The organism is Xylanimonas ulmi (assembly GCF_004216535.1).
GTDB classification, from domain to species: domain Bacteria; phylum Actinomycetota; class Actinomycetes; order Actinomycetales; family Cellulomonadaceae; genus Xylanimonas; species Xylanimonas ulmi.
This window is the reverse complement of the sequence record NZ_SGWX01000001.1, coordinates 1,904,695-1,917,601: the sequence shown is the minus strand read 5'-3', so window position 1 is coordinate 1,917,601 and position 12,907 is coordinate 1,904,695. Positions and strand designations below refer to the sequence as shown.

12 protein-coding genes are annotated in these 12,907 nt (G+C 75.2%); 6 read left to right on the top strand and 6 right to left on the bottom strand.

Translation table 11 applies throughout. The features are described 5' to 3' along the window. Positions 1 to 2: 2 nt before the first annotated feature. Entirely contained in the window at positions 3 to 1,157 is a 1,155-nt protein-coding gene (locus tag EV386_RS08860; RefSeq protein ID WP_130414206.1) for a DUF6636 domain-containing protein, read from the top strand. 72 nt (positions 1,158 to 1,229) lie between these two features. On the opposite strand, the gene EV386_RS08855 is transcribed toward EV386_RS08860, so the two are convergent. After that, complete coding sequence (locus tag EV386_RS08855) at positions 1,230 to 3,239, bottom strand: M13 family metallopeptidase (protein ID WP_130414204.1); 2,010 nt, start codon at positions 3,237 to 3,239, stop codon at positions 1,230 to 1,232. Between the two features lie 80 nt (positions 3,240 to 3,319). On the opposite strand from EV386_RS08855, the gene EV386_RS08850 reads away from it, so the two are divergent. Both EV386_RS08850 and EV386_RS08845 read left to right on the top strand, forming a co-directional pair. Continuing rightward, the gene (locus tag EV386_RS08850; RefSeq protein ID WP_130414202.1) at positions 3,320 to 3,772 is read left to right on the top strand and encodes a ribose-5-phosphate isomerase; all 453 of its coding nucleotides are present in this window, start codon (positions 3,320 to 3,322) and stop codon (positions 3,770 to 3,772) included. Between the two features lie 6 nt (positions 3,773 to 3,778). After that, positions 3,779 to 4,801, top strand: a complete 1,023-nt coding sequence (locus EV386_RS08845; RefSeq protein WP_130414200.1) for an Fpg/Nei family DNA glycosylase — start codon at positions 3,779 to 3,781, stop codon at positions 4,799 to 4,801. Positions 4,802 to 4,862: 61 nt separating this feature from the next. Here EV386_RS08845 and EV386_RS08840 read toward each other — a convergent pair whose 3' ends face one another. Then, positions 4,863 to 6,170 (bottom strand): GNAT family N-acetyltransferase, encoded by a 1,308-nt coding sequence (locus EV386_RS08840; RefSeq protein WP_130414198.1) that lies wholly within the window; start codon positions 6,168 to 6,170, stop codon positions 4,863 to 4,865. A gap of 138 nt (positions 6,171 to 6,308) precedes the next feature. Between EV386_RS08840 and EV386_RS08835 the strand changes: the two genes are divergently transcribed. Then, entirely contained in the window at positions 6,309 to 6,794 is a 486-nt protein-coding gene (locus tag EV386_RS08835; RefSeq protein WP_423218966.1) for an MGMT family protein, read from the top strand. Between the two features lie 28 nt (positions 6,795 to 6,822). Here the strand turns inward: EV386_RS08835 and EV386_RS08830 are convergent, their stop codons facing one another. Continuing rightward, positions 6,823 to 7,941, bottom strand: coding sequence for an LLM class F420-dependent oxidoreductase (locus tag EV386_RS08830; protein ID WP_130414196.1), 1,119 nt, complete (start codon positions 7,939 to 7,941; stop codon positions 6,823 to 6,825). A gap of 107 nt (positions 7,942 to 8,048) precedes the next feature. Between EV386_RS08830 and EV386_RS08825 the strand changes: the two genes are divergently transcribed. After that, the gene (locus EV386_RS08825; protein ID WP_130414194.1) at positions 8,049 to 8,447 is read left to right on the top strand and encodes an MmcQ/YjbR family DNA-binding protein; all 399 of its coding nucleotides are present in this window, start codon (positions 8,049 to 8,051) and stop codon (positions 8,445 to 8,447) included. A gap of 24 nt (positions 8,448 to 8,471) precedes the next feature. Here EV386_RS08825 and EV386_RS08820 read toward each other — a convergent pair whose 3' ends face one another. The 3 genes from EV386_RS08820 to cysK form a co-directional block, all read right to left on the bottom strand. Beyond that, positions 8,472 to 9,473, bottom strand: coding sequence for a DUF1648 domain-containing protein (locus tag EV386_RS08820; RefSeq protein ID WP_130414192.1), 1,002 nt, complete (start codon positions 9,471 to 9,473; stop codon positions 8,472 to 8,474). 155 nt (positions 9,474 to 9,628) lie between these two features. After that, positions 9,629 to 10,237, bottom strand: a complete 609-nt coding sequence (gene epsC / locus EV386_RS08815; RefSeq protein WP_130416849.1) for a serine O-acetyltransferase — start codon at positions 10,235 to 10,237, stop codon at positions 9,629 to 9,631. 67 nt (positions 10,238 to 10,304) lie between these two features. Continuing rightward, positions 10,305 to 11,240, bottom strand: coding sequence for a cysteine synthase A (gene cysK, locus EV386_RS08810; RefSeq protein WP_130414190.1), 936 nt, complete (start codon positions 11,238 to 11,240; stop codon positions 10,305 to 10,307). A 502-nt stretch (positions 11,241 to 11,742) separates the two neighbouring features. On the opposite strand from cysK, the gene EV386_RS08805 reads away from it, so the two are divergent. Continuing rightward, on the top strand, positions 11,743 to 12,891 hold the full coding sequence (locus tag EV386_RS08805; RefSeq protein WP_130414188.1) for a glycerol dehydrogenase: 1,149 nt from the start codon (positions 11,743 to 11,745) through the stop codon (positions 12,889 to 12,891). The last annotated feature ends 16 nt before the right edge of the window (positions 12,892 to 12,907 follow it).

Sequence of the window (12,907 nt, the reverse complement as noted above, 5' to 3'; positions counted from 1 at the left end):
ACGTGACCACCCCCACGCCCGAGGCGACGAGCCGCCCGCCGAGCAACGACGACATCCCGACCGCGCCGTTCACGCCCGTGCCGCCGGCGCCCGCCGCGGCGACTCCCGTGCCGCCGCCGCCCGCCACGTCGCCCGCGACGCCTGCGCCCGCCTCGACCGCCAGCCCGTCGGCGACCGCCCCCGCGCCGGTGCGGCGCGTCTCCGCCGTGCGCCGCATGGCGCGCCCCGACGGCCCGACGTCGCCGTTCGCCGCCTCGGCGCCCCAGCCGGCGCGGCCGATGCCGGGTCGGGGCATCCCGCTGCAGCAGGTCTCGGCGCCCGCAGCGGCCGACGACTGGTTCACGGCCACGGCGGCGCAGCAGGCGCAGGCGCCGGAGCGTGCCCCATGGTCGCCTGCGCAGACGCCGCCGACCGCGGCGCAGACGCCGCAGACCGCCGCGCCGGCGTCCTACGCCCCGCCGCAGTCGGCGCCCACGTCCTATCCGCCGTCGTCCTACCCGCCGGGGTACGAGCCTGCGCAACTCGCGCAGAGCGCCGAGTACGCCCCAGCCGCCTACGACCAGGTCGCCGGTCAGCCGCAGGCCGCTCCGGCCGGCGCGGGGGAGGCGACGGCGCCGCGCCGCCGGGTCTCGGCCGGATGGGTCGTGTCCATCGTGCTCGCGGTCGTGCTGGTGGCCCTGGGGGGCATGTTCGCCTGGAGCCTGCTGCAGGGCTCGTCACCGGACGCCGGCGCCGACGGCGCCGCGACGGGGGCCAGCGAGGAGCCGTCGGACGCCGCGAGCGACGACGCGGCCGACGCGGGCCCGGCGCTGGCCACCTTCGCCTCGCCCACGGGCAACATCACGTGCGAGATCTCGGCCGACGCCGCGACGTGCTCGATCGCCCAGCTCGCGCAGCAGCCCGCGCCGTCGGACACCTGCGACGGCACGGTCGGCAACCGCGTCTCGGTCACCGCGCAGGGCGCGATCCTCACGCCGTGCGTGCCGACGGCGCAGCAGCCGCAGCCGGCGCCCGCGGATATGTCGAAGCTCGACTACGGCCAGTCGGTCACGCAGGGGCAGTTCACCTGCACGAGCGAGCGCACCGGCATGCAGTGCCGCGACGACAAGACGGGCAAGGGCTTCTCCCTGGCCCGCGCGGGCATCGGCACGTACTGACCGCGCAGACGACGCAGGCGCCCGGCCGATGGCCGGGCGCCTGCGTCGCGGACTATCTCGGCGCGGAGCCGATCACCAGATGCGCACGCGCGCCTCAGGCGCCAGCCACAGCGCGTCGCCCTCGCGCACGCCGTAGGCCTCGTGGAACTCGTCCAGGTTGCGCACCACGCCGTTGCAGCGGAACTCGTTGGGGGAGTGCGGGTCCGTCGCGATGCGGCGCACCACCTCCTCGTCGCGGCCCTTGGCCTGCCACACCTGGGCCCAGCCGAGGAACACGCGCTCCAGGCCGCTGAGTCCGTCGATGACCGGCGCGTCGTCGAGCGAGCCGCCGAGCGCGATCCGGTAGGCCTTGATGGCGATCGACAGCCCGCCCAGGTCGCCGATGTTCTCGCCGATCGTGAGGCTGCCGTTGACGTGCGCGCCGTCGGGGCCGAGCTGCTCGGGCACGAACGCGTCGTACTGCGCGATGAGCGCCGCCGTGCGCCGCTCGAACTCCTCGCGGTCGCGCGCCGTCCACCAGTCCTCCAGGCGTCCGTCACCGTCGTACTTGGAGCCCTGGTCGTCGAACCCGTGCCCGATCTCGTGCCCGATGACGCCGCCGATGCCGCCGTAGTTCACGGCGTCGTCGGCGTCCGGGTCGAAGAACGGCGGCTGGAGGATCGCCGCGGGGAAGACGATCTCGTTCATCCCGGGGTTGTAATAGGCATTGACGGTCTGGGGCGTCATGAACCACTCGTCGCGGTCGAGCGGCTTGCCGACCTTGCCGAGCTCACGGTCGATGTCGAACGCGTCGGAGCGGCGCACATTGCCCACCAGGTCCTCGGCGTCGACCTCGAGCGCGCCGTAGTCGCGCCACTTGACGGGGTAGCCGATCTTGGGCGTGAACCGCTCGAGCTTGGCCAGCGCCTTGGCCTTGGTCTCGTCCGTCATCCAGGTCAGCGCCTGGATGGACTCACGGTAGGCCGCGACGAGGTTGCCCACGAGCACGTCCATGCGCTCCTTGTGCGAGGGCGGGAAGTGCCGCGCCACGTACTGCTCGCCCACCGCCTCGCCCAGCGCGCCCTCGACGAGCGAGACGCCGCGCTTCCACCGCTCGCGCACCTCCTGGGCGCCCGAGAGCGTGCGCCCGTAGAAGTCGAAGTTCGCCTCGACCAGCTCGTCGGTCAGGTACGGCGCGCGCGCCGTGACCAGCCGGTAGGCGGCCCACAGCCGCCAGTCCTCCAGCGGCTCGGACTGCCACAGGCGCGCCAGCCCCTCGGCGAAGGAGGGCTCGCGCACCACGAGGGCGTCGAGCGCGCCGTCGGGCGCCCCGAGCGCCGCGGCCCACGCCCGCCACTCGAAGCCGGGCGCGCGCTCGACGAGCTCGGCGATCGTCGTCGGGTTGTAGGTCAGCGTCGCGTCGCGGTCCTTGACCACGTCCCAGTGGTGGGTGGCGAGCTTGGCCTCCAGCGCGACGATGCGCGCGGCGGCGTCGTCGGCGTCAAAGTCCGCGAGCCCCAGCGCGGCGCCGACGCCGCCCAGGGTGAGCATGCGCGCCACATGCGGCGTGTACTTCTCGCGGATGGGCGCGTACTGGTCCTCGCGGTAGTACGCCTCGTCGGGCAGGCCGAGCCCCGACTGGTACAGGTAGACGCGGTACTGCTCGGGGTCGACGGCGTCATTGTCGACGTAGAGGCCGACGACGCCGCCCGCCCCCGCGCGCTGCAACGCGCCGAGCGCGCGCGCCAGGTCCGCCCGTGACGTCGCGCCCGAGAGCAGCGCCAGGTCCGGGTCGAGCGGGGTCAGGCCGAGCGCCGCGATGCGCTCAGTGTCCATGAAGGACGAGTACAGCGCGCCGATCTTGGCGGCGGTGGAGCCCGGCTGCGCGTCCGGTGACGCGGCCAGGTCGGTGATGATCGCTCGCACGCGCTCCTCGGACAGGTCGTGCAGCGCGCGGAACGCGCCGTCGATCGCCCGGTCGGCGGGGATGACGTGTGTCGCGATCCAGCGGCCGTTGACGTGCCGGTACAGGTCGTCCTGCGGTCGGGTCGCGGGGTCCAGGGCTTCGAGGTCGATGCCGGACCTCAGGGCTTCGGTCGTCATGCGCCCACCCTAGGTGCGCCTCGGTGCTCGAAGTGCGGCCGGACGGGGTTCGGGGCGGCGATCTGGGCCAGAATGTGCCCATGCGTCTTCACATCGGCACCGACCACGCCGGATTCGAGCTCAAGAACCACCTCGTCGAGCACCTGCGCGCCCAGGGTCACGACGTCGTCGACCACGGCGCCCACGTGTATGACGCGCAGGACGACTATCCCGCCTTCTGCATCGCGGCGGCCGAGGCGGTCATCGCCGAGCCGGGCTCGCTGGGCGTCGTCATCGGCGGTTCGGGCAACGGTGAGCAGCTCGCCGCCAACCGCGTGACGGGTGTTCGCGCCATCCTCGCCTGGTCGCTGGAGACCGCGCGCCTGGGCCGCCAGCACAACGACGCCAACGTGGTGGCCGTGGGGGGCCGTATGCACACCGTCGAGCAGGCGACGGCGATCGTCGACGCGTTCGTCGCCGAGCCGTTCAGCGGCGACGCCCGCCATCAGCGCCGCATCGACGCGATGACGGCGTACGAGGCCGCGCGCGGCTGATCGTCCGTGCCCGAGGGACACACCGTCCACCGCCTCGCGCGGACCTTCGCCGACCTGTTCGGCGGCCAGCCGCTGACCGTGACGAGCCCGCAGGGGCGGTTCGCGGCGGGCGCCGCGCTCGTGTCGGGGCGCGGCCTCGTCGCGAGCGAGGCGTGGGGCAAGCAGCTCTTCCTCAGGTTCGGGCCGCCCGCCGCGGCCTGGGCGTCCGACGTCGCCCCGCCGTGGGCCGACGACGGCGCGAGCGACCTGTGGCTGCGTGTGCACCTGGGCCTGTACGGCGCGTGGACGTTCTCGTCCGACGGGTCGGCGGCCGTCGTGCACGCCATCGGGGCGCCGCGCAAGCGTGTGGGTGAGGCCGAGACGTCGCTGCCGCCCGCGCCGGAGGCCGACGGCGACTGGACGCCGCCGCCGCCACGCGGCGCCGTGCGGGCGCGGCTGCTGGGCGCGCACGCGGTCGCCGACCTGACCGGCCCGACCGCCTGTGAGGTCGTCACCCCCGCCGAGAAGGCCGCCGTCGAGGCGCGGCTCGGCCCCGACCCGATCCGGCCTGACGGCGGCCGCGGCTCGCTGCAGGCCGCGCGCGCCGCGTTCGTGGCCGCCGTGGGCTGCTCACGCGTGACGATCGCGCAGCAACTCCTGGACCAGTCGGTGGTCGCGGGCGTCGGCAACATCTACCGGGCCGAGGCGCTGTTCCGGGCCGGGATCGACCCGCTGCGCCCGGGACGCGACCTCGCGCCCGCCACGCTCGGGCGGCTGTGGGACGACCTGGTCGTGCTGCTGCGTGACGGCGCCGCGACCGGCGCCATCGTCACCACGCGGCCCGAGGACCGGGGGACCGCCGCGCCCGGCGACCCGGGCCGGCGCCGGACCCGGCAGAACACCGACGCGGCGCCGGGCGCCGTGCCTGCGCACGAGGCGTTCTACGTCTACCACCGTGACGCGCTGCCCTGCCGGGCCTGCGGCGCCCCGGTGCTGGTCAAGGAGCTCGGCGGACGCACCCTGTACTGGTGCGGCGCCTGCCAGCGCTGAGGCGCCGCACGACGGGTGCGAGGGCGGTGGCTGTGAGGGCTGTGGCTGCGAGGGCGCTGGCTCAGAAGAACCAGGACGCGCCTGGAGCGACTGGCCAGCCGAACGCGGCACTGGCCCGGGCGAGCGCGCCGGGAGTCCGCTCGACGACCAGACCCGCCGCCCCGAGCGCGGCCAGCGACCCCGCGCCGAGATAGACCGACGCGAGCTCGCGCACGTCGAGCTCAAGGTCGGCGGGCGCGTCGGCCGCCTCGCACGTGGCGGGCCCGAACGCCGTCCCGCGCACCCGCCACGCCCCCTCGTTGCGCGCCACGCGCCGGTCGCGCACGCCCAGCACCACGTCGACGTCGGCGGCGTACTGGCGCCCGGCGAGCGCGGCCGGGACGTCGACCAGGCGCACCCACAGGTTGTCGACCAGGCGCGGGCGTGCGGCGCGCCGGTCGGCCAGGAGGCTGAGCACCGCGTCGTCGGCGGGCAGCAGGTAGGGCAGCACCTCGCCCGCGAGGTCCAGTTCGAGCAGCACACCCCACAGCGCGCGCGCCGAGGCGGCGTCGAGCGCGACGGCCTCGCCCACCTGGACGGGGCCCTGCACGCCGTCGGCGTCCCACACGATCTTGCGGCGGAACGTCGCGTACCCGCGCGGCTCGCCGTCGAGCTCGACGATGACGATGCGGCGCGTCTCGAACCCGCCGCGCAGGTGCTCGGGGTCGTCCCACCACAGGTCCTGCATGGGCGTGGTCTCGCGCTCGGCCCAGCCGGGGCGGTTGAGCCCGCTCACGACGTCGGCGCCGGCGGCCGCGTGGACGGCGTTGACGAGGCCGCTGTGCCGCTCCTGCGACGCGTGCTCGAGGCGCACGGTGTGCCGGTCGGCGCCGGGCACGTCGATGAGCCGGGCCCCGCGCGGGATGCGCAGGCGCACGTCGTCGGCGCCGCGGCCGTAGCCGTAGCGGCCGTACAGCGGGTACTCGGACGCGTAGAGCACCGACAGGGCCTCACCGCGGTCGAGGCACGTCGCAAAGTGGTGGCCGATCATCGCCGAGGCGAGTCCGCGGCGCCGGTGCTGGGGGTGCACGCCGACCCAGCTCAGGCCCGCGGTCGGCACCCGCCCACCCGGCACGGGGAAGCGTGAGAAGGGGAACGACGTGTGCTGCGCCGCGAGCCCCGCCTCACCGCCGTCGGGCCCGACGATCCCGACCGTGCGCTCCCAGGTGAGCGGGTTGGCCTCCGAGGCGTGCTCGTCGGTCGACGGGCCGAGGGGGAACACCCAGGTGTCGAGGTCGACGACGTCACGCCACCGGCGGTCGTCGAGGGGCACGAACCGGTAGCCGTCGGGCAGCGGGTGGGGGGTGTAGGGGGGTCGCTCAGTGGTCACGACGTCGATCGTGCCCGGGCGCCGCGCGCCGCGCGAGGCGACGGCGCCAGAACGCACACGCGGTGGTGGCGGGTGTCGGGGAGCTGGGGCGCCGGGGCCGCCGCGTGGACGGCGCGGGGTCAGGTTAGGGTCCGTCCCGTGGAGACTTCGGCGCGGCCCGACGGCGCCGGCGCGCCCAGCGCCCAGGCGCCCAGGACTGGCGCCATCAGCGGCGCGGGCCTCGACGGGGCCGAGGAGTACGCGGCCGCCGTGCTCGCCCTGGTGCGCCAGATCCCACCGGGCCGGGCGATGACGTACGGGCTGATCGCGGAGATCGTGGCGGAGTCCCTGCACCGCGGCGGGCCGCGCCAGGTCGGGCAGGTCATGGCCGGCTCGGGCGACCGCTACGCCCACCTGGTCCCGGACGGGGCCGCCGTCGTCGGCCCCGCGCAGGATGACCACACCGTGCCCTGGTGGAGGGTCGTCAACGCCGCGGGCGCCCCGCCCGCGCGGCACGCGACGGCCGCTCTCGACGCTCTGCGGGCCGAGGCGACCCCGCTGACCCGTGACGGGCGCCGGGTCGCGCTGCGCGAGGCCATCTGGTTCCCCGGGGCCGACAGCCCGCCCCGCGACCCAGCGGCGTAGCGGGGCCGCGGCGTCGGAGCCCGCAGACTCACAGGCGCGTGGGGGCGACGCGGGCCAGCAGCGACCCGGCCGTCGAGCGCAGGCCGCCCGCGCGCGTGCCCTCGCCCGACTGGGCGGCGGCCAGCACCGTGAGCATCGACGACGGGTCGCCCTGGACCAACAGGGTCGTGACGGCCGTCGCCTCCCACCGCGCCAGGTCGCGCCGCACTTTCTCGGCGGGGCCCACCAGGGCGATCTCCTCGATGAGCTCCAGCGGCACCGCGCGGGCGGCCTCGGCCTTGCGCCCGGCGAGGTACAGCGCCTGCACCTCGTCGAGCGCCTCGCCGTACCCGAGCCGGTCGAGCGACGCCTTGTGGAAGTTCGCCTCCTTGGAGCCCATGCCGCCCGCGTACAGCGCCACGTGCGGGCGCACCACGTCCGCGGCCGCCTCGACGTCGTCGCGCACCACCACGGGCGCCGTCGCCAGCACCTCGAAGCCCGACGACGGCGACCGCGCGCCGCTGCGCGCGGCGAACCCCTCGGCCAGCAGGTCGCGGAACTCTCCGTCCATGCGCGGGGCGTAGAAGCCGGCCATCCACCCGTCGGCGATCTCGGCGGCGAGCGCCACGTTGCGCGGTCCCTGGGCCGCCAGCACGATCGGGATCTGCGGCCGCCACGGGTGCACCGTCGGCTTGAGCGCCTTGCCCAGCCCGGTCGCGCCCGGCGCGTCGGCGGGCAGCGGCAGGCGGTAGAACTCGCCGTCGTAGGTCACCGGTCGCTCGCGGGCGACCACCTCGCGCACGACGTCGACGAACTCGCGCGTGCGGGCCAGCGGCTTGCGGTAGGGCTGGCCGTACCAGCCCTCGACCACCTGCGGCCCCGACGCCCCGAGCCCGAGCACGAACCGCCCGCGCGAGAGGTGGTCGAGCGTGATCGCCTGCATCGCGGTGGCCGTGGGGGTGCGGGCCGCCATCTGCGCGATGCCCGTGCCGAGGCGGACGCGCCGCGTGCGCGACCCCCACCACGCCAGGGGCGTGAACGCGTCCGAGCCGTACGCCTCGGCCGTCCAGACTGAGTCGAGCCCGAGCGCCTCGCCCGCGACGATCGCCGCGCCGACGCCCTGGGGAGGCCTGCGGGACCAGTAGCCGGTCTGGATGCCGATGCGCACAACATCTCCTCGTCGAGAGCGGGTGGCGCCGACGCCGGCGCCGCGGCGCCGGACGTTACGCGGGTCACACCCTAGCCGACCCGGGCAACCGGTCATATCGTCGTTCCATGGCCTCGCTCGACGACGTCTCCCGCCTCGCCGCGCGGCTCCCGGGCGCGGTGGAGGGCGAGCGCTCCGGCCACCGGCCTGGTGTCGGTTGGAGCGTGGCGGGCGCGTTCTTCGCATGGGTGCGGCCGCTGAGCAAGGCCGACGTCAAGCGCTTTGGCGACGCGCCCGTGCCGCAGGGCCCGATCCTTGCCTGCGCGGTCGAGGACCTGGCCGACAAGGAGGCGGTGCTCGCGGCCGGGCGGCCGGGTCTGTTCTCCATCCCGCACTTCGACGGCTACCCGGTCGTGCTGGTGAGCCTCGACGCCGTGGGCGAGGACGACTTGCGCGACGCGCTGACGGACGCGTGGCTGACGGTCGCGCCCGAGGAGCAGGCGCGCGCCTACCTGGCCGGGGGCTGAAGGGGCCGTCCGCGGCGCGGCGGGCTATCGGCGCGCTCGGTCCGCCATCGTGTTGAGCAGCGCCGCGCCGGACTCGGCGTCGTCGACGGTGACGACGAGCGACCGCCCGCCCGTGCGCTCGACGACCAACGCGGGTCCGCTGCGCGGCACGATCCCGATCCTGCCGCCGCGCCCGACCCGCCAGCCCCACCCGCCGAAGTCGGTGAACGCGTTGACCTGGGTCACCCCGGCCCGTTCGACCTCGGCGGCGGGGATGCGCGTGCGCGGCCAGCCCAGGGCCGAGCGCACCGTCAGACCGCTCGCGTCGACGCGCACGCCCCACGATCCCATCGAGGCGAGCATGAGTGCGATGAGGGCTGCGAGCCCCACCAGGGCCCACACCTGCGCCAGCACCGCCGCGCCCACCGTGACGGCCGTCGCGGCAGCGCCCAGGGCCACGAGGCCGGGACCGCCGCGCGCCTGGCCGGTCCAGACGGCGGCCTCACCGACGGCGGACGAGCGCGGCGCCTCGGCCGGCACGGGCGCCGTCGCAGGCAGCGGCGGGTCGCCCGGGACGAGCAGCGCGGCCGCCACGGCGGGCAGGATCGGGCCGAGCGTCGCGAGCGCGATGACGCCACCCGGACCGGGGGCGAGCGCGGCGTTGGACAGGCCGCGCTGACCCCACAGCGAGCCCACGAGCGCGAGCGCGAGGAGGCCGCCGATCCAGACGTTGGTCGCGGCCAGGACGCGGCGGGTCGTCGCGGCGTGCCCGGCGAGCCACGCGATCGCCGAGAGCAGCGCGACGCAGCCCACCCCCACGAGCGCGAGCACGGTGACGAAGCCGTCCAGCGAGGAGAATCCGTCAGGCGCCGGCCCGGATCCCCAGTGCGCGGCCACGGGGTCGGGAAGGTCTTCGCGCCAGGACAGCGCGATCATCGCGGCGGCGCCCAGCAGCGCCAGCGCAGCGGCGGCGGACCCGAGCGCCGCGCGGCGGGCGCGCGGCCGCCAGGGCGCGATCGGCGTCGTCGGGACGGGGTGCGGCGTCATCGGCTCGCCTCGCTCGGCTCGTCGGGGCTGGGCTGGGCTGGGCTGGGCTGGGCAGGGCGGGCGTGCGGGTGTGGTCCGCCCGGGCGTCCCATCCTACCAGGCGGCGCCCGGTGCGCCCACCGCAGGGGTCGCGGAGGCGGACCGGGCTCGCCCGCTCAGATCATGTACTCGATCAGCAGCGCCGGGTCCTCATGCCGCTCGCGCTGCCCCGGCGGCGTGTGCGGGAAGCGCACCTGCGCGGGCACGCCGACTGCGACCGCGCCCGCCGGCACGTCCTTGACCACGACGGCGTTGGCGCCCACCTGGGCGTCGTCGCCGAGGGTGATCGGCCCCAGCACCTTGGCGCCCGCCCCGACCATGACACGGTCGCCCAGGGTCGGGTGCCGTTTGCCGCGCGTCATCGAGCGCCCACCGAGCGTCGAGCCGTGGAACAGCAGGCAGTCGTCGCCGATCACGGCCGTCTGCCCGATGACCACCCCCATGCCGTGGTCGATGAACAGCCGCCGGCCGATGACGGCGCCGGGGTGGATCTCGATGCCGGTCAGCAGGCGCGTGAGCTGTGAGAGCAGACGCGCGGGCAGACGCAGCCCGGCGTGCCACAGGCGGTGGCTGAGCCGGTGCGCCCACAGCGCGTGCACGCCCGGGTAGGCGAGCGCGACCTCAAGGCGCGTGCGCGCCGCGGGGTCGTGCGCGTGGGCGGCGTCGAGGTCCTCAAGGAGGATCTCGACCAGGTGGCGCAGGCCCGGGCGGTGGCCGGGGGGCATGGCGTGCTGGCGCTCGCTGTCGTCCCCGGCCACCGTCCGCGCCCGCACCTCGCGAAGGTCGGTCACGTCAGTCCAGCAGGTCCGCGTACAGCACCGTGGACAGGTATCGCTCACCGAAGTCCGGGACCACGGCGACGATCGTCTTGCCCGCGTACTCCGGCCGTCCGGCGAGCTCGACGGCGGCCGCGAGCGCCGCGCCCGAGGAGATGCCGACGAGCAGGCCCTCCTCCTTGGCCGCGCGGCGCGCGAACTCGATCGCCGTGTCGGCGTCGACGTCCACGACCTCGTCGTACACCGACGTGTCGAGGATCTCGGGCACGAAGTTCGCGCCGATGCCCTGGATCTTGTGCGGGCCGGGGGCGCCGCCGTTGAGGATCGCGGACTCCTTGGGCTCGACGGCGATGATCTTGACCTCGGGCTTGCGCTCCTTGAGCACCTGCCCGACGCCCGTGATGGTGCCGCCCGTGCCGATGCCCGACACGACGGCGTCGACCCCGCCGTCGGTGTCGGCCCAGATCTCCTCGGCCGTGGTCTTGCGGTGGATCGCGGGGTTGGCCTCGTTGGCGAACTGGCGAGCCAGGACGGCGCCGGGTCGCTCGGCGGCGATCCGCTCGGCCTCGGCGACGGCGCCCTTCATACCGTCGGCGCCCGGCGTGAGCACCAGTTCGGCGCCGTAGGCGCGCAGCAGCGCGCGGCGCTCCTTCGACATGGTCTCGGGCATCGCGAGCACGACGCGGTAGCCGCGCACCGCGCCGACCCACGCCAGGGCGATGCCGGTGTTGCCCGACGTCGCCTCGACGATGGTGCCGCCGGGCGCGAGCGCGCCCGAGGCCTCGGCGGCGTCGACGATCGCCACGCCGATGCGGTCCTTGACCGAGTTGGCGGGGTTGTAGAACTCGAGCTTGGCGAGCACGGTGGCGCCGAGGCCTGCGGTGAGCCGGTTGAGCCGGACGAGGGGCGTGCCGCCGATCAGCGTCGTCGCGTCGTCGTAGATGCGTGCCATGGTCATCCTCTGTGTGGAGTGGTTCTTCGTGGTGGGTGCGTGGGTGCGTTGGGTGCGTCGCTGGCGCGGTCGTCGCGTCGGCGGCTGTGAGCGCCCGCGGTCGCCGCGGCCCGGGGCGTCGTCGCGCTACGGGTCAGGCGTGAGGCGGACGCCCTATCGACAGCGGTGACAGCGCGGCGGCGTGGCGCCGACCGTGAGGCGCGCTCGGGGGGCGACGGCGACGCACACTGTCTGCTCCCTCCGGCTGCGGCGTCGGCCCGTGTGGCGCGACGCGGTGGCGCCGTCGACAAGCGACGACGCCTGCACCATATGACCTGCCGGGGCGTCGCCGCCAGGCAGTCTCACTGTGACGTGGCAGGCGCGGTGAACGCCGTGCCTCGATCCCTTTGCGCCAGGCGAACCTACGGATGGCGGTCGCTTGATGAAGGCTGCTTCAGGGTGCGGCGTGCCCGCGCCTATCGTCAAGCCTTGGTACCCAATCTCGACGAAGGAGTCCTCAACGATGACGGCAGTTCCTATCCGCACCGTGATCAGCCCCGGGCGATATGTGCAGGCGCGCGGCGCCATGGCCCGCCTCGGAGAGTTCATCGCGCCGCTCGGCGCGTCCCCGCTCGTCGTCGCCGACGACACCGTGTGGGGGTTCGTCCAGGAGTCCGTGACCGCGTCGTTCGCCGAGGCCGGCCTGCCGGTGCGCCGTGAGGGCTTCGTGGGGCTCGCCACGGCGGCCGAGGTCGACCGGCTCGTGGAGGTCATCCGCGCGACCGGCGCCGACGTCGTGCTCGGCGTCGGCGGCGGCAACACCATCGACGCCGTCAAGGCCGCCGGGCACCTGGCCGGCGTGCGTTGGGCGTCGGTGCCCACGGTCGCCTCGACGGACGCCCCGACGTCGGCCCTGTCGGTCATCTACACCGAGGACGGGGAGTTCGAGGAGTACCGGTTCTTCCCGCACAACCCCGACCTGGTGCTGCTCGACACGCAACTGGTGGCCAACGCCCCGGTCAAGTTCCTCGTCGCGGGCGTCGGCGACGCCCTCGCGACGTGGCTCGAGGCGCGCGCGACCGAGCGCGCGCACGCGACGACGATGGCGGGCGGCCTGCCCACGGCCACCGGCACGGCGCTGGCGCGGCTGAGCTGGGACCTCATCTGGGAGAACGCGATCCCCGCGATCGAGGCGGTCAAGGACCACCTGGTCACCCCCGCCGTCGAGCGGCTCGTCGAGGCGAACACGCTGCTGTCGGGGCTCGGCTTCGAGTCGGGCGGCCTGGCGGCCGCGCACGCCATCCACAACGGCCTGACCGCGGCGCCGCAGACCCACGGGCTCACCCACGGCCAGAAGGTCAACATCGGCTCGGTGACCCAGCTCGTGCTCGAGGGCGCGCCGCTGGCGGAGATCGAGGCGTTCGTCGTGTTCACCACGCGCGTCGGGCTGCCCAACACCCTCACCGAGGTGGGGCTCAAGGTCACCGACGTCGATGACCTGCGCCGCGTCGCGCAGGCCGCCACGGTCGAGGGCGAGACCATCCACAACATGCCGTTCCCTGTCACGGCCGACGACGTCTTCGACGCCCTGCGGTCGATCGAGGGGCTCTCGCGGCGTATCCGAGCCGAGGCCGGGCTGCCCGCCCCCGAGCTCTACGTCGCCGAGCACTGACCCGCCGTGGCGCGCC